Here is a 20416-nt window from a genome sequence, read left to right as displayed (position 1 = left end):
AAGAATCTCAATTGAGGTTCTTTTTTTTAATCAATAATCATGTGTAGCCAACACCAATCAAAATATCCAAAAACACTAAAACAATGGGTGATTTATCCGTTTGTTTTACTGGTGCGATTTTATCAGGTTGGGATTTCTCCTTTTACACCAGCTACTTGCCGATTTGAACCGACATGTTCTAGTTATACAATTCAAGCGTTGCAGAAACACGGATTGTTTAAAGGTGGCTGGTTAGCTTTGAAACGCATTTTCAGTTGCCATCCTTGGGGAAGAAGCGGTTATGATCCTGTGCCTTGATTAATTAAACAGAGGTTCATCGAGTTTTTTTGACTTTCTTTGTGTTGAATAGAGATAAACAGAGCGTTTCACTTATTTTAAACAAAACACATAGTGAACTTTGCGAAAAAACTTTGCAACTTTGCGTTAAAATTACACAGAGATACACGGAGCTTTTTTGATTTTGATTGTGTTGAAAAGAGATACACAGAGCGATTCACTTTTCTGATTTTAAAATTATTTAAATTTCTTCAATCTGTGTTCCAAAATATATGTTTCAAGTTTCAGGTTTGAAGTTGATTTTTGAAATTGACATTCCTCTTGAAAAAATTTCTTATCGGAATTTTAACAAGTTTCCCAATAATAATATTTATTTTTACGCTTTAATCAGAAACAAAAATTATGATTCACGCACTCAATATGGTTTGGAATCCTTCGGAAGGGATTGATTTAGGATTTTTCATGTTACGTTTTTATAGTCTTTCTTGGGTATTGGCTTTTGGATTAGGCTGGTACGTAATGAAACCTATTTTCATAAGAGAAAACGAATCGGTAGAATCTTTAGATAAGTTATTTGTTTACACTTTGGTAGCCACTATGTTGGGAGCTCGATTGGGACACGTAATTTTTTATCAATCAGAATTATTTCACCAAGACCCGTTGAGTATTTTATTACCAATTAGCACTAAACCTACACTACATTTCACTGGTTTTGCTGGATTAGCAAGTCATGGTGCGGCAATTGGAATTATTATAACCATGTTTTACATCCAAAGAAGAGTAATCAAACGTTCGTTTTTATGGATTTTAGACCGAATTGTAATTCCGGTTTCTTTAGGTGCGATTTTTATTCGTTTAGGTAATTTCTTCAACTCAGAAATCGTTGGAACTGAAACTAGTTCAGCATTCGGAATTAAATTTTTAAGAGATAAATATAGTGCAAACGATGCGATGCAAATAACACAAATTGGAGACAAAAACGAAGCTTACAATACTATTGCTACAAATCCTCAATTTGCAGAATATTTAGCTGCTGTAACACCAAAACATCCAGCACAGTTATATGAGGCTATCTGTTATGTTTTTGTTTTCGCTATTCTAATGTTTTTATATTGGAAAACCGAAGCTAGAAACAAAGCGGGTTACTTATTTGGATTGTTTTTAATCCTACTTTGGTCAATTCGTTTTGTGGTGGAATTTGTTAAGGAAAGTCAAGGTGGATTTGAGCAATATCCAGTTTTTAATGCACTTTCAACAGGTCAATGGTTGAGCATTCCGTTTATATTTATTGGATTTTACTTTGTTTGGAAAGCGAAGGAAGTTAAAGAAGACTAATGAAATTACACATACAAAAAAGGCGGTTAGAATTTCTAACCGCCTTTTTTATTTTTGTTTTTCAACTACAATCCCAACACCGAGAACATTCGGTAAATAAGGCCCTGCAAACTTACTTTTGACAGCCACTTTATATTTTCCTTTTTCTAGGTTTTGAAAGGTTTTTATGGTTTGAAAAACATCACAAATATCACCAGAACAATCGCCTAAATCCTTTCCAGAATCATCAATTAGTTTCATTGTAACAGGAAGCATTTCCGTTTTACCATCGGGAGCTGTAATTTCGACTTCTAAAGGCACTTGTTTAAACTGAAAACCACTTATGTGTCCAAAATGTAGTTTTACATCACAAACTCCCTCAGATTGCTTATTTTCAAATTCAAACACTCTAACATCAGATGCATCCCAACGATTATTATCAAAACTAGAATCAAAATCATCATAGACTTTGTTTTTATTACATGATAAGAATACAAACACTAAAACAATCAAAATAAATTTAGTTTTCATAAGTTTAAAATTTAGAAATATAAATATATAAAAAAAGTCCTGACATAAATCAGGACTTTCTTATATATCGAAACTAATTACTTAGTCTTCTTTTTTAAACTCAGCCATTTTACGACCTTCTTTTTCACCAATTGTATCTTGCATCACTGGAGTTGCAATGAATAATGAAGAATAAGTTCCTACTAAAATACCTACTAAGATAGCAAATACGAAACCTCTAATAGTTTCACCTCCAAAGATGAAGATAGCCACTAATACCACTAAAGTTGTAGCAGAAGTATTGATTGTTCTACTTAATGTAGTATTTAATGCTTTGTTTACTAATCCTTTGAAATCAGGTGATGAGTTGTAATCTAAATATTCACGAACTCTATCGAAAACAATTACAGTGTCATTTAACGAGTAACCAATTACCGTTAAGATTGCTGCAATAAATGCTTGATCAATCTCCATATTGAATGGTAAAATGGTATAGAAGAATGAGAAGATACCTAATACAATGATTGTATCGTGCGCAACTGCAATTACAGCTGAGAAACCAAACTGCCATTTACGGAAACTAATCATCAAGTAAACAAATACCACAAATAATGAACCTAAAACTGCCCATAAAGAGTTTGTCTTAATATCTTTAGAGATAGTACCTGTAACTTTTGCAGATGATAAAATACCAACTTTTTTTCCTTCATAAAGGTTTGCAAATTTATCATATGTTAAATCAGCTGGTAAATATTTCTTTAAACCTTCGTATAATTTTTGGTTTACTTCTTTATCTACTCCCTCACCTTCTTCGTCAACTTTATACTTGGTAGTGATTTTTAACTGGTCGTTTCCACCATAAACTTTTGCTTCAGCACTTCCGAAAACAGCTACTAAATCAGCCGTTACATCTGGAGCAGAAACTGGTTTATCAAAACGTACTTGGTATGTTCTACCACCAACAAAATCCACACCTTGATTTAATCCTTTAGTTGCTAATGAGAAAATACTCAATGCTACTAAAATACCTGAAACTACATAAGCAATTTTCTTTTTACCTAAGAAATCGATATTTAAATTTTTAAACCAAGTTTTAGTTAATGAAGTTGAGTAAGCTAATTTTTCATTTCTGCTTAAACTCCAATCTAAGAACATTCTTGTTACAAAAACAGCAGTAATTACAGAAGTAAAAATACCAATTAATAATGTTGTAGCAAAACCTTGAATTGGTCCTGTACCAAATACTAATAAGATAATAGCAGTAATTGCAGTAGTAACGTTAGCATCAATAATAGATGACATCGCACCTTTCCAAGTGAAAGCATAATCAGTAGCTTCTTGAACTGATTTACCATTATCTAATTCTTCTTTTGCTCTTTCAAAAATGATCACGTTAGCATCTACCGCCATACCAATGGTTAATACGATACCCGCGATACCTGGTAATGTTAATACAGCACCAAAACTTGCTAATGTTCCAAAAATGAATAAAATATTTACTAATAACGCTAAGTTAGCATAGAAACCAGTTTTACCATAGTAAACTACCATCCATAATAATACTAAAGCGAAACCAATAACGAATGATAACATACCGTTATCGATAGCTTCTTGTCCTAATGATGGACCTACCACTTCTGACTGAACAATTTCTGCAGCAGCTGGTAATTTACCCGCTCTTAAAATGTTTGCTAAGTCTTTTGTTTCTTCAATTGTGAAGTTTCCAGAAATTTCTGATTGACCTCCAGTAATTGCTCCTTTACTTACACCAGGTGCAGAGTAAACAATATTATCTAACACAATCGCAATCGCATTTCCTTGTTGAGAAACGGCTCCTGTGATTTGCTCCCATTTTCTAGCACCATTTCCATTCATTTGCATAGAAACAGCTGGCTTACCTAATTGATCAAAAGTATCTCTTGCATCAACAATTACACCACCACTTAAAGGCGCAACATTATCTCTTGTTCCTTTTAAGGCATATAAATCAGTTACTTCTGGAGTTTTTGCATTTGTTTTACCCCAAGCAAATCTAATATTAGCTAAATTAGCAGGTAACAACGCTTTAATATCAGCTCTTTTTAAATATCCGTTGATTGCAGCTGTATCTTTAGTAGCAAATGTTCCAACATGCGGAGCACCTTGCTGACCTGGAGCTAACATTTTACCTAAGAAAGGACTATTAGCTGTTGCTGCAGTAGTATCAGCTTTGTCTGTTAATAATGAATCGATCCCTGTTGTTTTAGTAGGATCAGCTTTAACAGCAACTTCTGTTTTCTTTAATGCATCTTCAACTGCCATTAAATATTGACCAACTTCTTCGATTTTATAGGTTTCCCAAAACTCTAATTGAGCTGTACTTTGTAATAACTTTTTAATACGATCTACATCTTTAGCTCCTGGTAATTCAACCAAGATTCTACCAGAATTTCCTAACAATTGAATGTTAGGTTGAGTAACTCCAAATTTATCGATACGCTCTCTTAATACTTTGAAAGCACTTTCTACTGATTCTTGAACTTTTTGTTTGATGATTGGCTCAACTTGTTTGTTAGTCATATCAAACTTAATAACTTCATCAAGGTTTCTGTTTCCAAAAACATCAGCCGCAGCTAATTTCACATTTGCAGCATTAGCAGCTTCAAAGAAAGCATCGATGTAATCTTGATTTCCTTGTTGGTTTGCTTTTGCATCAGCAAGTGCTTTGTTAAAAGCTGGATTCTTAGAATCATTTGCCAATCCTTTCAAAACATCTTTAACTGAAATTTGAAGAATAACGTTTAATCCTCCTTCTAAGTCAAGACCTTTGTTGATTTGGTTATTAGTAACTTCTTTGTAAGTATGCCCTAAGTATACTTCTTCTTTACCGATAGAATCTAAATAGCGTAATTCTTTAGCTGAATCTCCTTTTGCAAAAGCTTTTGCATCAGAAACAATACTATTCGCTACGAAAGTAAAAGAAAGCTGGTATACACATACCAAAGCAAAGATAATTGCGAAAAATTTAATAAGTCCTCTATTCTGCATTATTCTAAAATTTATTTATTCTATTTTATAAAAACGGACAAATATATAATTTACAATAGGATTTAGCAATTTTATTTTCGATTAAAGCAACCTTTTTACCTAAGTTTCACTACAAAAACACATTATTCCTTAAAAATGAAACACTTGCAACTTAAAAAAGTATTTCACAAAACAGAAAATATTGTTAAAAACTCCAATCTTTAGAAACAAAGACCATTTAAAAATAATATTTAAAAAATGATTATAACAAAAAAAAACTGCCAATTTCTTGACAGTTTTTAAATTTTATTTTGATGTGAAATTACAATACTGATTTCAAATCGGCATTCATATTACGAACTGCATCTGCACTCTTAGCAAACAATGCTTTTTCAGCATCATTTAATTGTACGTCAACGATTTTCTCAACACCGTTTTTACCAATAATACATGGAACTCCCATACAAATATCTTCTTGTCCATACTCACCTTCTAAGAATACTGAACATGGAATCATGCGTTTTTGATCGTTTAAGATACTGTCTACTAAATACGCTACAGAAGCTCCCGGCGCATACCAAGCAGAAGTCCCTAATAAACCTGTTAAAGTAGCTCCACCCACCATAGTATCAGCAGCTACCTTATCTAACTCAGCTTGAGATAAGAAATTAGAAACTGGAACACCATTGTAAGATGCTAAACGTGTTAATGGAATCATAGTAGTATCACCATGACCTCCAATTACCATACCTTGAACATCATTAGCTGGCTTGTCTAATGCTTTTGATAAGAAATATTTGAAACGAGAACTATCTAAAGCACCACCCATTCCAATTACTCTATTTTTAGGCAATCCTGTAGCTTTTAATGTTAAATACGTCATAGTATCCATTGGATTTGATACTACAACAATAATTGCATTTGGAGAATGTGTTAATACGTTATCCGCAACCGATTTAACGATTCCTGCATTGATTCCGATTAATTCTTCACGCGTCATTCCTGGTTTTCTTGGAATTCCAGATGTAATAACTACCACATCACTTCCTGCAGTTTTAGAATAATCACCTGTTGTTCCGCTTAATTGTGTGTTGAATACAGTTGTTGTAGCACATTGCATAATATCCATCGCTTTACCTTCTGCAAAACCTTCTTTGATGTCTACTAATACTACTTCACTTGCAATTCCTCTGTACGAAATAACATCTGCACATGTTGCACCTACGTTACCCGCACCAACTATTGTTACTTTCATTTTGTTGTGTATATTAAATATTTATATAAAATTGAAATTCAACATTTTTTCATTTACAAATTTACCAAAAAGTATTGATTTACGCATCAATTTTTGCGTAAGCAGCGTTTTTCTCGATAAATTCTCTACGAGGTGGTACTTCATCTCCCATTAACATAGAGAAAACTCTGTCTGCCTCTGTTAAACTATCAATAGTTACTTGGCGTAAAGTTCTGTAATTTGGGTTTAATGTTGTTTCCCATAATTGCTCTGCGTTCATCTCTCCAAGACCTTTATAACGTTGAATTGCGGCACTTCCTCCCATTCTTTCGTTAGCTAAATCACGTTGATCATCGTTCCAAGCATATTCTTTTTTGTTTCCTTTTTTAACCAAGTATAAAGGTGGTGTTGCAATATACACGTGACCACCTTCAATTAATTCTTTCATAAATCTGAAGAAGAATGTTAGAATTAATGTTGAAATGTGAGAACCATCGACATCGGCATCACACATGATTACTACTTTGTGGTAACGCAACTTAGAAAGATTTAAAGCTTTACTATCTTCTTCGGTACCAATGGTAACTCCTAAAGCGGTGAAAATATTACGAATCTCTTCGTTTTCAAACACTTTATGTTGCATTGCTTTTTCAACATTCAAAATCTTACCACGTAACGGTAAAATCGCTTGAAAAGCTCTATCACGACCTTGTTTTGCAGTTCCACCTGCCGAATCTCCCTCAACAAGGAAAATTTCACATTTTGCTGGATCTTGTTCCGAACAATCCGATAATTTTCCAGGTAATCCACCGCCACCCATTACGGTTTTACGTTGTACCATTTCACGTGCTTTTTTAGCAGCGTGACGTGCTTGAGCAGCTAAAATTACTTTTTGAACAATGATTTTTGCATCATTTGGATTTTCTTCCAAATAATTTTCTAACATTTCTGAAACCGCTTGAGAAACTGGAGAAACTACTTCTCTATTTCCTAATTTGGTTTTGGTTTGACCTTCAAATTGTGGTTCTTGTACTTTTACCGAAATAATAGCTGTTAAACCTTCACGGAAGTCATCTCCAGAAATTTCGAATTTCAATTTATCTAATAATCCAGAAGCATCTGCATATTTTTTCAACGTACGAGTTAATCCCATACGGAAACCTTGCAAGTGTGTTCCTCCTTCGTGCGTATTGATATTATTTACATATGAAAAGATATTTTCTGAATAACTTTCATTGTAAATTAAAGCAACCTCAACAGGAATTTCACCTTTTTCATGTTCCATAGAAATTACATGACCAATGATTGGCACACGATTTCCATCTAAAAACTTAACAAACTCCTTTAAACCTTCTTTAGATTGGAAAGTTTCAACTGGAAACTCACCTTTTTCATCAGGATTTCTTTTATCTGTTAAAGTAATTCTGATTCCTTTATTTAAGAAAGAAAGCTCACGTAAACGAGATGCTAATGTATCGTAAGAATATTCTAAAGTCTGAGTAAAAATGGTAGCATCTGGTTTGAAAGTAACCATTGTACCTCTTTTTTCTGTAGTTCCAATTTGTTTAACTGGATATAATGCTTTTCCTCTTTCGTATTCTTGTTCGTAAATTTTACCTTCACGGAATACCGTTGCCTTTAAATGGTCAGAAAGTGCATTAACACACGAAACCCCAACCCCGTGAAGACCTCCAGAAACTTTATACGAATCTTTATCGAATTTACCTCCAGCACCAATTTTTGTCATTACAACCTCAAGTGCCGAAACGCCTTCTTTTTTGTGTAAATCAACTGGAATACCACGACCGTTATCTTCAACCGTAATGGAATTATCTTCATTAATTGCTACAAAAATTGTATCACAATGTCCTGCTAAAGCCTCATCGATTGAGTTATCTACAACTTCATAAACTAAATGGTGTAATCCACGAACTCCAGTATCTCCAATATACATGGAAGGACGCATTCTTACGTGCTCCATTCCTTCTAAAGCCTGAATACTGTCGGCTGAATAACTACCTTTTTTATTTTCTTCACTCATAATATTTGTGCTAAATAAATATTTTTATATCAACAAATATAAGTAATTAGATAAAAACAAGAAATAAAAACCACATCAACTCGATGTTAAGTTATCAACATTTGTTAATTTTTGACAAAAGTGGCTTAAATCGAATAAAAACCACCTTAAATTTAATTTTTTATGATTTTTTAATTTCATCAAAACAGAAGAAATAAAAAAAACCTCTTTAAAATGGAATTAAAGAGGTCTTTCAAAACAACAAACCTAAACTATAAACTATATTTTCTCCATTTCTACTGAAATCGACACATCTGCCTTAACGTGAGCTGCATTTGCTCTTCCGCTTGGATCTTGGTTTTCCTGCCATTTTGGAATCCATTTTCGAACTGTTTGTGCTGCACTTTCTTGTGGAAAATGCTTGTGAAATATCCTTCTGTAATAAAACGCCTCTTTTGTAGCTGGCGTGTTATAAGGAAAGAACTGTTTTGCTTTTTCAAATTCTTCATCTGTTACTTGACTTGAGCAATATTCGATTAAAGTATCAATCCAGTTGTAACCTACGCCATCAGAAAACTGCTCTTTCTGTCTCCATAAAATCTCTTCGGGCAAAAAGGGTTTTTCGAGTGTATCGAATGCTTTTCTTAAAATATATTTTTCAATTCCGACATAGGTCTTTGGCATTTTCTCTTCAGGTTGAATTTTGATTGCTAAATCCAAAAATGCTTTATCCAAAAACGGAACTCTTGCTTCTAATCCGTGCGCCATAGTGGATTTATCGGCACGAAGTAAATCGGCTGTAAATAACTTTTGAACGCGTTCGATGGTTTCTTTTTGGAAATCCAATACCGATGGTGCGTTTCGGAAATACAAATAACCTCCGAAAATCTCATCTGCTCCTTCACCTGATAATACCATTTTGATTCCTTTTTCTGTAATTGCTTTCGACAAGAAATACATTGGCGTACTCGCACGAATTGACGTTACATCATACGTTTCCAAATGCCAAATCAATTTATCTAAAATCTCTATTCCTTGTTCGACTGTGAAATGAATTTCGTGATGTGTAGTTCCAATAAAATCCGCTACTTTTTTTGCCGCTACTAAATCCGGAGCCGAAGCATCTAATCCAATTGAAAACGAATGTAATTCTTGTCCGCTACCTTCTAACAATCTTGACGTGATGGATGCGATTAAAGAAGAATCTAATCCTCCCGAAAGCAATACTCCAAAAGGCACATCGCACATCAAACGTTTTTCAACCGCTTGGGTTAATGTTTTGTTTAAAGCTTGCAAATCTAATTTTTCTACTGCTTTTTCGTGCGCTTCCCATTCTGGTTTGTAGTATTTTACGAAACCTGTTTTTTCGGTGTAATAATGTCCCGGTGGAAATGTTGAAAATGATTTACATTGGTCGGCAATAGCTTTCATTTCGGAAGCAAAATACAAGCGACCTCTTTCATCCATTCCGTAATACAAAGGTTTTACTCCAAGTGGGTCACGAGCTACGATATAATCATCGCCATCAATAACGACTAGTGCGAAAATTCCGTCTAACATATCGCAGAAATCATAACCAAATTCTTCATACAAATGCACAATAACTTCTGAATCTGATGTAGTTCTGAACGTGTGATGTTTTAAAGTCGTTTCTTTTAACTTTTTGTGATTGTATATTTCGCCATTATGCACCATCCAAGCGGATTCTGTTCCTTGAATAGGTTGTTTCCCAGTGTGTAAATCGACAATTGACAAGCGTTCGTGTGCCAAAATATGTCCTTTCTCTGTTACATGAATATCACTTTCATCTGGACCACGATGGCTCATTCTTTTTGATAATTGCTGCACTAATGTTGCTTCTTTTCCTTTTCCTATAATGGCTAATATTCCGCACATAACTTTTTTAGTTTAATCGTTGAAATGTTTAATTGTTTAAGTGATAAAACTCATTCACTTAATTTGATGAAGCAAAATTGAATATATAAGTTTAAATAATAAACCTTAAAATTAATTTTAGTTATAATTTAAAACTAAAAATTGATTTTTTAATTAAATAACAAACCTTAAAAGTAGTTTTGAGTTTGTTTTGGTTACAAATCATAAAAAAACCACTCGATTGAGTGGCTTCTGTATTATTCAATTGCGTTAATTTGAAAACGATTGGTGTTAATTGCAACTGCATCTCCGAGACTTTTTCCCATTAATTGACTTCCTAATGGCGATTGTGGTGAAACAGCAATAATCGTTTTATTTTCGAGTTGGATTTTTGGTAAAGCCGCGCTGATATAAAATAGCATTTCATTGGTTTGAACTAAACTTCCCAGAGCAACTTTGGTGTGAATTGCATCCGCATCAATTTTATCCACAACGTTTTTTTGAGCAATGATTTCAGCTAACTTTTGATTGAGTTTTTCTTGTTCCAAATGCATCATTGACAAAGCCGTTTCGTGCTTATCACCAGCCGAACCTTTCGCATCGTTTTGTGCATCTTGAGCCAAATCGGAAATCATAAAACGCAATTCGTTTATTTTCTCTGATAATAGGTTTTGATAATGGGATTTTATCTTTTGTTTGAATGTCATGGTTTAAATTACTAATCGCAAAGTTCGCAAAGAAGGCGCTAAGGGCACAAGGATTATTTTTTTTCTGTTATTCTTTCTAACTTAATTAACTTACTTTCATTATTAATAAAAGTGATTGTATCTGATAAATAATTTTCTTTTAAAAAAACAATAGTCATTTCTTTATCACCAAAAGTAAATCCTTTTATTTCATGAAATTCAAAATATCCTTGTTCATCAGAAAATCCTAAAGCATCAACCTCTTTAATTTCTCTCATCTGAACATTAGTAATTGGTTTATGTGTTTCAGAATCAACAATCATTCCATCAACAGCTTGAAACCCATCACAAGAAACAAAAAGAAAAAATAAAGACGATAGAATAAATAATTTAAAATACATTTTGATTTTTTACTGATTAAAAACCTAATAAAACCGATTACTCAACTTCATAATTCGTTGTTCAAAATTGAATATTCAACATTTTTTAACATTGAACAACGAACTTGGAATATTGAATGTAGAAGTTTTAGAAATCGAACTTATAGTTTGCTCCTAACAACACCTGAATCCCTTGTACTGGGAAATTTGCCCAACGGTTGTATTGTTGATTCGCTAAGTTGTTTCCTTTTAGGAAAGCCGTTAATCTTGCGTTGTATTTGTAGCCTACGTGCGCGTTTAAATCGAAATAGCTATCTAAAGTTACTTCAGTTGTAGTGAAAGTTCCTGGGTTAATCGTTAAATCGTCTTGAACTGAAATTAAATCTTTTCTTTCACCAACAAAAAATACATTCGCTCCAGCATACCATTTTTCGTTGATATCAAAATCTACAGTTGAACCAATTTTCAATTGTGGTAAATTCCACGCTTCCGCTTGTGTATCTGTTGAATAATTATTGTAAGTTCCGTTGATTCCGAAAGTTACGTTTTTAGAGAAATCAGCTTTTAATTCTCCGAAAATACTTAGCGTGTTTAAATCGTCATATACTACTCCAAATGAATTTCCATATGCATAACCATTCGTATTCGTTCCTGTTCCATCAAAAGCATTACTTACAAATAAAGCTCTATCTGCTTGATTTTTATTAGAAGCTCTAACATTAAATGCAACCGAATTCGCTAATTTTCCTTTCATCCCAACATACAAATCGTATTTATTATCGGTTGGCGCAATGAACATTGTTGGAGAAACAAACGGATTTTGATCTACGAAATCAGCATACGAATTTTGCTCTAAATCACCTTCTGCTCCAGCGTAAGCCACTAAAATATCACCTACTAACTTGTAGGACGCTTTAATATTTGGATAAACAAAGATTTTACCATCACTTTCTCCGTTGATTTTTGCAGTTGCATAATATACTCCTGCTCCAATTTGAACAGACAAATCATCTTTTTGATATAAAATACTTGGTCTTGTTCCTGCGATAATCGTACTATATTTTAACTCCGAATCTACATCGTACATTCTGTCAAAAGCTCCTCCTACATAATCCACTACGAAATCTGCTTTTACTTTTTGATTCATCACATCAAAATCGAAATTAGGTTTGATGAAAAAACGATTTTCACCAGAACTTAATCCATCAGAAAAACGTTTGAATTGCATGCTCGCATCTTTGAAAAAACTATCTTTAAAACTCATTTTTCCACCAAGAGCAATTGTATTATACGTTTGTTTCGAATCAATTCCTGCAATTGTGGCGTCATCAAAGAAAATGGTTTCTGTTGGTAAACCGTACCAATTGTATATTTGATTTTTCACACCTAAATCTACATTCCAACTCATATCGCGTTCGCGAACTCCATACGTAACATCTAAGCTAGTGTTGTAGAATTTATCATCTAAAACCAAACCATCAATTCCGCCTTGAGACGACAAATGACGTAACATTCCACCAACATAATTACTACGGCTTAAATTCTGTGTTATGAATAACTCCGCATTGATGGTTGGGTAATTTCCAAAACCTAAAGTTACGTAATTGTTGTATAATTTTTCTTTTTCGATTTTGTCCACTCCAGCTGCTTTTCCTTTTGCTGGCGTAAATGTTGAAGCTACCGGAAATGAGAAAATATTGTATTGAATAGGTTCCTTTTTTTGCTCTTCTTCATCTTCTAAAACAGGCGTTTCTTTCACTTTGAAAGCATCTGAAATAGTAGGTGTATAAGGTTTCACAATGTTTACCACTTCCGAACCAATGTTTTCATCTTTTACTTGGGCAAATGAAAATTGAATTCCGAATACGACTACAACTAAGGCGATTATATTTAATTTCTTCATGTTCTATATTTTTAAATGAGATACTGAAACGAGTTCACTATGACAATGAAATAAGATTATTAGTTTGTGATTGATGAATTACGTTTTGCTTCTTCTCCTTTGATGAAATCCAATTCTTTTTGTGCTTCTTCGATTACATCTGTATATTCTTTGAAGTTTTCAATTACACTTTCTAAAATGTAAGTCGCTTGGAAACTATCTTTTAATCCGTAGAAGTTTTTCGCCATAATTACTAAACTCTTCGCTCCGTAATATTTATAACCTGAATAATCTTTTGCGATTTTTTGTACCACAACATTCGATGGTTCAAACTTACCTTCTTTGTTTTTGAAATACGCATCATAATACAAAGCTTCCGCAGCTAATTCCCCTTTTGCAATTTTTTGAAGTTTAGCATACGCCTCTTTCGCTTTAGCTTCATCATTCGTTTTAATAGCTGAACGCGCTACGATAATTTGTGCATCACTTTTAATTCTATCGTCGATTTTGTCATTTTTCAACACTTTATCGGCATAGATAACGGCATTCGTAAAATCTTGTTTTTCATAATATGATTTCATCAAATTAGATTGCGCATAAGTGATGTTTTGTGGAAAATCTGCTTCTGTTTCCAAACGTTTTAAAACTGGAATTGCGCTATCATAATTCTTAGCTTTCAAATGCACTTGACACAAACGCGCTAAAGCTTGTTCAGTGAATTCATTTCTTGGTTTAGACACTACAAATTCGTAATGTTTCACGGAATTTGCTTCTAAATTATCAGCAAAATACAATTGAGCTAAATAGAAATTCGCTTTCAATGCATGAATTCCATTTGGAAACTTACTTACATAGCTTGAGAATCCTGAAATGGCTTGTTTGCTGTTGTTTTGCAAATATTGTTTTTCGGCAGACTCGTAAGTATCATTATCTAAATCTGCATCAGAAACTTCTACAAATGATAAGGTTTTAACCCAAGCTGCATATTCATCCACTTGACCTTTATCTACATAAATCAAACGAGCAGTTGAAACCGCTTCAATAGATTCTGGTGAATTTGGATATTCGGCTACTACTTTTTTGAACTTCGTTAAAGCTAAATCTTCTTTGTTCGAATTATAGTAAATCAAACCTTGTTTTAAAATCGCTTTTGCTACATACGAACTCGATTTGTAACCATTGATTAATCTATCGTAAGTCGCAACTCCTTTATCATTTTGGTTTTGATTCACGTACGTATTTCCTAATTCATACAAAGCATCATCCGCGTATTGCGAATTTGGAAACGTTTTTGAGAATTTCTCTAAATCTTCAATTTTACGATCTGGTTTGCTTACAAATCCATAGCTGATTCCTTTTTGGAAAGCTGCGTAATCAGCATCAACACTTTTCATATCAATCGCTTTGTTGTACGCATCCATAGCTGGCCAATATTTTGCTGCCATGAAATTACAATCACCTAATCTCAAATAAGCATCGGTTAAACGAACTCTGTCATCTTTTGAAGATTTGGTATAAGCATCGAAATATTGAATCGCATTTTCATATTCTTTCAACTTGAAATACGAATATGCTAAGTTGTAATTCGCATTCTTAAATTCAGGTGTATTTGAAGCTTCAGCTGAATTTAAAAACTGTTTGAAACTCAATTTCGCTTCTTCAAATTGGTCTAAATTGTATTCGGTTTCGGCTTTCCAAAAAGTCGCTCTTGCTGTGAATTTGGCATCTTTATTTTCGGCTAACGATTTTTTAAATAAGGCATAAGCACCTTTGTAATCGCCATCGGTATACAATTCTAAACCTCTGTAAAACGTTACTTTTTGATACGCTAATTTGTTTTCTGGAGATTTATTTTTTTCCAATAAAACTAACGCTTCTTTATAATTTTTTGAAGTGATATACGAACTAATCAACAGCGTATTGATTTCCGACTTGTAAGGTGTATTAGGATATTTCGCCATGTAATCATTCATTACTTCTGGAACCGATTTGTATGGATTTCCGATTTCATAACTCAATTTCGCAAAATTCAAATACGCATCTTCTTGAATTTTCAAATCAAATTCCATTTCAGAAGCCGTTTTGAATGCATTCAATGCCTGTTGCTTTTTATCAGTTTTCAAATAACTTTCTGCTAAATGATAGTAGGCATTTTGAGCTACAGAGTCATTTCCTTCAATGATTTTATTGAATTGTGAAATCGCATTTTCATAATCTTTTTGTTGGTAATAGGTGTAACCTAATTGATAAAAATCGGTATTCGTCCATTTTCCTTTTTTTCCATTATAAGCCAACAAATAAGGAAGTGCTTTGTCGTATTGTTTTAAGTTGAAATAACTTTCTCCAATGATTTTCGACAATTCACTTTTTTCTTCACCTTTCGACTTTGGCATTTGTTCTAAACCTAAATCGATGGCTTTTTGAAAATTTCCAAGCTTGAAATTCATGTCGGCTTGAAAATAACCCATTTTTTCTTTGTATTTGTCTTGATCAGAAACTTGCTCGAAATATTGATTCGCGCTTTTATAATCATCGGTTTCATAAGACATGTAACCTAAATAGTATTTTGCCTGACTTCCAAAAGTCTTTGAATTTACTACTTGGTTGAAGTACTTTGTAGCTTCTTTGGTGTTTTTAGCTGTGAAATAAGCATATCCTTTTTGGAAATTGTATTTTTCTCTATCGGCTTGCGACATGCTATTCGAATCCGCTTTGTCAAACCATTCTAATGATTTTGGATAATTTCCTTGATCAAAATAATAGTGAGCGACTTCGATGTATGCTTGATTTGTTTTCGTACTTGTTGGATAATCTTCTACAAAACTTTCCACCAAAACATCAGCTCCCATTTGATCCAAACGAATCGCACAATTGGCAATATAGTAAGCACAATCCGATTCTACTTCCATATTATCGGTTTTCGATTTTACTTTATCGAATAAAATTTGAGCTGCTTGATACTGTTTGTCTTTGTACAATTCTACCGCGCGATTAAACTCAGTTAATTCGTGCGTGTAAACAGAAGATTGTTGGGCTAAAAGTGTTCCCGAAAAGAACAACACTAAGAAAGAAAGTTTTAAATACTTTATCATTTGATTCGTTATTTATAAGTTCCAAATATAAGGTTTATTGTAAGTATTAACGAAGGTTCTTAACATATTATTGTACAATTTTTGAACATAGTTTTTAACCAAACACAATAATTTTAATCGAAATTGGTTTAAAATTTTGATACAGAACCATAAGTTATTACTTTTACATTTTAAAATCCAATTTATATATGTCGCAATCAGTTCTATCCTTAAAAAATGTAACGATTTATCAAGATAAAAATCCAGTTTTAACCGATGTTAACATTGATGTAAAACATGGCGAGTTTCTTTATTTAATTGGTAGAACAGGTTCTGGAAAAAGTAGTTTCTTAAAAACGCTTTACGCCGATTTAGCTTTAACTGAAGGCGAAGGAAGCGTTGTAGACTATGATTTGACCACTTTAAAAGAAAGCGACATTCCTTATTTGAGAAGAAAATTAGGCGTTGTTTTTCAAGACTTTAAATTATTATCTGACCGAAGTGTTAAAGATAATTTACTTTTCGTTTTAAAAGCAACAGGTTGGATTGAAAAAGCTGAAATGGATGCTAAAATCGAAGAAGTTTTAGACAAAGTTGGGATGAAAGGTTTTGCTAATAAAATGCCACACCAACTTTCGGGTGGAGAACAACAACGTGTAGGTATCGCAAGAGCTTTATTGAATGACCCAGAACTTATTTTAGCGGACGAACCAACAGGAAATCTTGATCCACAAACTAGTGTAGAAATCATGGAAGTACTTCGTAAAATTAACGCAAACGGAAAAACCATTTTAATGGCGACTCACGATTATGCTTTAGTTTTAAAATACCCTTCAAAAACACTTAAATTTGAAGGTGGAAAAATGTTTGAAGTAGTTCAAAGAACAGTGTAAATGTTATCGGTTTTAATAACGATATACCATTACAATCTTTTACCATTAGTAAAAGAAATTCATCAACAATGCCTTGATTTAGGTATCGATTTTGAAATTTTAACACAAGACGACGCCTCCCATTCGATTTATAATGTTGAGAACGAAAAAATAAACTCACTATCTAATTGCAGCTATGTTTCTTTAGAAAAAAACGTAGGCTATCGTGAAAACAAAAATATTTTAGTTAGCCAATCTAAATATGAAAATTTATTGATTTTAGATGGTGATTGTTTTTTACCTTTTCCCAATTTCATAAAAAATTACGTAGACCAAATTCCAAATTATGAAGTAGTTTATGGCGGGAGAATTCATGCTAAAAAAGCGCCTTCAAAACAACAATTACTACGCTGGAAATATGGCAAATTCATGGAAGACCAAACAGTAGACCAAAGAAATAAAAATGGCTACCGTGCTACTTTATTTAATAATACTTTGATAAAAAAATCGGTTTTTAATCGTATTAAATTTGATAGTTCGTTTAAAAAATACGGTCATGATGACACACTTTTTTCATTCGAACTTCAAAAAATGAACGCTAAAGTTAGACACATTCATAATCCTGTTCAACATGATGATATTGACACGAATGCTGTTTATGTTGAAAAAACTAAAAACTCGTTAGACAATTTATTTTTACTCTATAAAAAACAACTAATTACAAAAGAATACAGCAAAATGGTTAACTTAGTTTCTAAGTTACATACTTTTAAAATCACATATTTATTAGCGGTTTTGTATTCGGTTTTCGGGAAATTTATAGAAAATCAACTTAAAGGAAATAATCCGTCTTTGTTTGTTTTTAATGTGTTTCGATTGACTTATTTTAGTAAAATTTATATTGGATGAAATACTGATTGTCTAAAATTAGATCGAAAATAGTTTAATTAAAGAAGGAAACAAATCAAGTTAATAGAATTAATTTAGCAAGAAAACAATTATTTTTTTAAAGAAAATAAACTTATCTATTTTTGTTTATTTTAATATAATTACTTTTGAATGCTTTAATATAATCATTAAGGCTTCCTGATAAAGAAATTATATTTTTTTACATTAAAAAATGCCTAAAGTATCCGTTATTATACCTCTTTACAACAAAGGTTTCATTTTTAAAGAAACTTTAAATTCTGTATTAGCCCAAACTTTTACAGACTTTGAAATTGTTATTGTAAATGATGGCTCAACGGATAATAGTTTTGAAATCGCATCACACTTTTCAGACAAACGAATCAAATTACTTCAACAAGAAAATAAAGGTGTCGCTGCTGCTCGAAATTTAGGAATTAGTGCAGCTACAGCAGAATTCATAGCTTTTTTAGATGCCGATGATTATTGGTTCCCTAATCATTTAGAAGAACTAGTAAAATTAATAAATGATTTTCCAAATTGTGGAATGTATTGTAGCCGTTACCAAACTAAAATAGCTAAAAATCATATTATAAATAACAGTTTTTCTTATAGTTTCTCCGATGATTTTAGAGGAATAGTAACAGATTTTTTTCAAGCCAGTTTAGTGAATCGAATAGCTACTTCTTCTTCTGTCATTGTTCCTAAAAAAATTATTATGGAATATAAAGGATTTAATAAAACAATTACAAACGGAGAGGATTTAGAACTTTGGACAAAAATTGCTATAAAGAACAATGTAGCTATTAACAATGTAATTTCTGCAATTTATCATTTTGAAGCACAAAATTCTTTAGCGAAATTGAAATTTACAAAAAAAACTTTAATCGATTTAAATCAATTTTCTGAAGTAGAAAAACAAAACAAAATTTTAAAAAAATTCTTAGATATTTACAGATTAGAATATGCTTTGCAATTTAGAATTGCTGGAGACCTAGAAAAATCAAAGCAGTATTTAAACGATATTTCATTAAAGATTCCGATTAAAACTCAAATACTATTAGCTTCTCCAAGTTTTTTCTTAAAATTTCTTTTAAAAACTAAACATATTTTAAAAAAATACGGCATCGATTTCACAGTATATCATTAAGACTTAGATTTCAAAAATTCATCAAAATCACGAATATAATCGTCTTCATCAAAAACATCTGAAGCAACTACTAAACAAACGGCTCCAGAAGAAAAATCTTTCAATTCTCGCCAAATGCCATTTGGAATCAAAAGTCCTTCAAAAGGTTTGTTAAGTGTAACTGTTTTTTCAACTTTTCCATCGTTTAAAATCACATCAAAACTTCCAGATAAAGCGACCAAAAATTCTTGTTGTTCTCTATGAGAATGTCCACCACGTTCAGCACCACTTGGCACATCGTATAAATAATACACGCGCTTGATTTCAAATGGAATTACATTATGTTCTATCACCGAAAGATTTCCTCTAGGATCTTCAATCTTTGGAATAGCAAGTATTTTACAATTTTGTATGGTTGACATAAGCTTTTTTACCCTTGAGGGCTTGAATGAATAAGTAATAAACTTGAGTAAAGTTAATTTTACTTTGTTTTAAATCAAAAAATAATTTCAAAGCTACCCAAAATAAATACATTTTACCAAAAATGCGATAAAAAACAGCACTTTGTACAAAATATAATTCTGAAAAAATTGTTTTTTCTCCTGTTGATAAATCGGAATGAATTAATATTGTTTTTGGCACAAAACCTATATTCAAACCTTTTTTTATAGCATCAGAAACAAAAATAGCTTCTTCTCCCATGTAAAATGTAGATCCCAAACCAAAATTCTCATCAAATAGGACAACTTTAGATTTGATACTATTCTTTTTAAAAACCAACTCTACAGAAGATGCATTTAATATTTCAAAATTTGAAAGTTTTGATAAAAAACGTTTTGGATATTTTTTGGGTAAATTTCCATTTTCATTTTCATATTGAAATCGAAAACCATCATGATTTGGGTTGGAATTGAATGCGTTTAATACAAAATCTTCGAAACCAGATTTAAAAACCACATCATCATCAGTTAAAATAACCAAATCTTTAGAAGCTTTTTGTAATGCTAAATTTCTGCTTTTAGACAATCCTCTTTCAAAAGAATTGATTACTTCAACATTATCAAAATCAGATTGCAATAACCTATCAGAAGTTGTTTGATTAATTACTAATAAGTTAAGCGTTGAAAAATCAGAAAATACAAACATCGCTTTCAAAAAATCGAAATTAGTTCGATTCATCGTGGCAATTAAAATTTGAATATCCGATTTTTGATACATATTTAGCAATTATACTATATTTACACAAAGATAAGAA

Annotated in this window: 16 protein-coding genes; 5 read left to right on the top strand and 11 right to left on the bottom strand. The window is 32.2% G+C overall.

Annotated features, from left to right (window positions below):
* The first annotated feature begins 39 nt into the window (after positions 1-39).
* Together yidD and lgt are read left to right on the top strand one after the other, a co-directional pair.
* A complete protein-coding gene (gene yidD, locus BP92_RS0103125) occupies positions 40-297 on the top strand; it encodes a membrane protein insertion efficiency factor YidD (RefSeq protein WP_051604367.1) in 258 nt (85 codons plus the stop codon).
* A 381-nt stretch (positions 298-678) separates the two neighbouring features.
* On the top strand, positions 679-1611 hold the full coding sequence (gene lgt, locus BP92_RS0103120) for a prolipoprotein diacylglyceryl transferase (protein ID WP_026724707.1): 933 nt from the start codon (positions 679-681) through the stop codon (positions 1609-1611).
* 48 nt (positions 1612-1659) lie between these two features.
* Here lgt and BP92_RS0103115 read toward each other — a convergent pair whose 3' ends face one another.
* From BP92_RS0103115 to BP92_RS0103075, 9 genes are all read right to left on the bottom strand, one after another.
* Complete coding sequence (locus BP92_RS0103115; protein WP_026724706.1) at positions 1660-2121, bottom strand: gliding motility lipoprotein GldH family protein; 462 nt, start codon at positions 2119-2121, stop codon at positions 1660-1662.
* A gap of 81 nt (positions 2122-2202) precedes the next feature.
* Complete coding sequence (gene secDF, locus BP92_RS0103110; RefSeq protein WP_026724705.1) at positions 2203-5127, bottom strand: protein translocase subunit SecDF; 2925 nt, start codon at positions 5125-5127, stop codon at positions 2203-2205.
* 301 nt (positions 5128-5428) lie between these two features.
* Positions 5429-6361 carry a malate dehydrogenase gene (mdh, locus tag BP92_RS0103105; protein WP_026724704.1) on the bottom strand — a complete coding sequence of 311 codons (933 nt, stop codon included), beginning with the start codon at positions 6359-6361 and terminating at the stop codon, positions 5429-5431.
* A 79-nt stretch (positions 6362-6440) separates the two neighbouring features.
* Entirely contained in the window at positions 6441-8381 is a 1941-nt protein-coding gene (gene gyrB / locus BP92_RS0103100) for a DNA topoisomerase (ATP-hydrolyzing) subunit B (protein WP_026724703.1), read from the bottom strand.
* A 258-nt stretch (positions 8382-8639) separates the two neighbouring features.
* Positions 8640-10256 (bottom strand): asparagine synthase B, encoded by a 1617-nt coding sequence (asnB, locus tag BP92_RS0103095; RefSeq protein ID WP_026724702.1) that lies wholly within the window; start codon positions 10254-10256, stop codon positions 8640-8642.
* Between the two features lie 236 nt (positions 10257-10492).
* Positions 10493-10942, bottom strand: a complete 450-nt coding sequence (locus BP92_RS0103090) for a hypothetical protein (protein ID WP_026724701.1) — start codon at positions 10940-10942, stop codon at positions 10493-10495.
* 53 nt (positions 10943-10995) lie between these two features.
* On the bottom strand, positions 10996-11322 hold the full coding sequence (locus tag BP92_RS0103085) for a hypothetical protein (RefSeq protein WP_026724700.1): 327 nt from the start codon (positions 11320-11322) through the stop codon (positions 10996-10998).
* Positions 11323-11449: 127 nt separating this feature from the next.
* Entirely contained in the window at positions 11450-13204 is a 1755-nt protein-coding gene (locus BP92_RS0103080; RefSeq protein ID WP_026724699.1) for a hypothetical protein, read from the bottom strand.
* 59 nt (positions 13205-13263) lie between these two features.
* On the bottom strand, positions 13264-16275 hold the full coding sequence (locus BP92_RS0103075; RefSeq protein ID WP_026724698.1) for a tetratricopeptide repeat protein: 3012 nt from the start codon (positions 16273-16275) through the stop codon (positions 13264-13266).
* A gap of 188 nt (positions 16276-16463) precedes the next feature.
* On the opposite strand from BP92_RS0103075, the gene BP92_RS0103070 reads away from it, so the two are divergent.
* The 3 genes from BP92_RS0103070 (at position 16464) to BP92_RS15705 (ending at position 19182) form a co-directional block, all read left to right on the top strand.
* Entirely contained in the window at positions 16464-17147 is a 684-nt protein-coding gene (locus BP92_RS0103070) for a cell division ATP-binding protein FtsE (RefSeq protein ID WP_026724697.1), read from the top strand.
* On the top strand, positions 17148-18035 hold the full coding sequence (locus BP92_RS0103065; protein WP_026724696.1) for a glycosyltransferase family 2 protein: 888 nt from the start codon (positions 17148-17150) through the stop codon (positions 18033-18035).
* A 211-nt stretch (positions 18036-18246) separates the two neighbouring features.
* A complete protein-coding gene (locus BP92_RS15705; protein WP_051604366.1) occupies positions 18247-19182 on the top strand; it encodes a glycosyltransferase family 2 protein in 936 nt (311 codons plus the stop codon).
* Here BP92_RS15705 and BP92_RS0103055 read toward each other — a convergent pair.
* Together BP92_RS0103055 and BP92_RS0103050 are read right to left on the bottom strand one after the other, a co-directional pair.
* The gene (locus tag BP92_RS0103055; RefSeq protein WP_026724695.1) at positions 19179-19583 is read right to left on the bottom strand and encodes a sugar 3,4-ketoisomerase; all 405 of its coding nucleotides are present in this window, start codon (positions 19581-19583) and stop codon (positions 19179-19181) included. The two genes, BP92_RS15705 and BP92_RS0103055, sit on opposite strands and share 4 nt — an antisense overlap.
* Positions 19561-20379, bottom strand: coding sequence for a glycosyltransferase family 2 protein (locus tag BP92_RS0103050; protein WP_026724694.1), 819 nt, complete (start codon positions 20377-20379; stop codon positions 19561-19563). The genes BP92_RS0103055 and BP92_RS0103050 overlap by 23 nt, the downstream gene beginning before the upstream one ends.
* Positions 20380-20416: the final 37 nt, after the last annotated feature.

This window comes from Flavobacterium sasangense DSM 21067 (assembly GCF_000686885.1).
GTDB classification, from domain to species: Bacteria; Bacteroidota; Bacteroidia; order Flavobacteriales; family Flavobacteriaceae; genus Flavobacterium; species Flavobacterium sasangense.
Note: the sequence above shows the minus strand (reverse complement) of the source record. Positions and strands in the feature narration are given on the sequence as shown.

Bases quoted from the DNA above. Each gene is read 5' to 3' on its own strand.
- BP92_RS0103085 (WP_026724700.1), bottom strand. From the start codon at position 11,322: ATGTATTTTAAATTATTTATTCTATCGTCTTTATTTTTTCTTTTTGTT.
- lgt (WP_026724707.1), top strand. From the start codon at position 679: ATGATTCACGCACTCAATATGGTTTGGAATCCTTCGGAAGGGATTGAT.
- BP92_RS0103050 (WP_026724694.1), bottom strand. From the start codon at position 20,379: ATGTATCAAAAATCGGATATTCAAATTTTAATTGCCACGATGAATCGA.
- secDF (WP_026724705.1), bottom strand. From the start codon at position 5,127: ATGCAGAATAGAGGACTTATTAAATTTTTCGCAATTATCTTTGCTTTG.
- mdh (WP_026724704.1), bottom strand. From the start codon at position 6,361: ATGAAAGTAACAATAGTTGGTGCGGGTAACGTAGGTGCAACATGTGCA.
- BP92_RS0103055 (WP_026724695.1), bottom strand. From the start codon at position 19,583: ATGTCAACCATACAAAATTGTAAAATACTTGCTATTCCAAAGATTGAA.
- asnB (WP_026724702.1), bottom strand. From the start codon at position 10,256: ATGTGCGGAATATTAGCCATTATAGGAAAAGGAAAAGAAGCAACATTA.
- BP92_RS0103070 (WP_026724697.1), top strand. From the start codon at position 16,464: ATGTCGCAATCAGTTCTATCCTTAAAAAATGTAACGATTTATCAAGAT.
- BP92_RS0103090 (WP_026724701.1), bottom strand. From the start codon at position 10,942: ATGACATTCAAACAAAAGATAAAATCCCATTATCAAAACCTATTATCA.
- BP92_RS0103065 (WP_026724696.1), top strand. From the start codon at position 17,148: ATGTTATCGGTTTTAATAACGATATACCATTACAATCTTTTACCATTA.
- BP92_RS0103080 (WP_026724699.1), bottom strand. From the start codon at position 13,204: ATGAAGAAATTAAATATAATCGCCTTAGTTGTAGTCGTATTCGGAATT.
- yidD (WP_051604367.1), top strand. From the start codon at position 40: ATGTGTAGCCAACACCAATCAAAATATCCAAAAACACTAAAACAATGG.
- gyrB (WP_026724703.1), bottom strand. From the start codon at position 8,381: ATGAGTGAAGAAAATAAAAAAGGTAGTTATTCAGCCGACAGTATTCAG.
- BP92_RS0103115 (WP_026724706.1), bottom strand. From the start codon at position 2,121: ATGAAAACTAAATTTATTTTGATTGTTTTAGTGTTTGTATTCTTATCA.
- BP92_RS15705 (WP_051604366.1), top strand. From the start codon at position 18,247: ATGCCTAAAGTATCCGTTATTATACCTCTTTACAACAAAGGTTTCATT.
- BP92_RS0103075 (WP_026724698.1), bottom strand. From the start codon at position 16,275: ATGATAAAGTATTTAAAACTTTCTTTCTTAGTGTTGTTCTTTTCGGGA.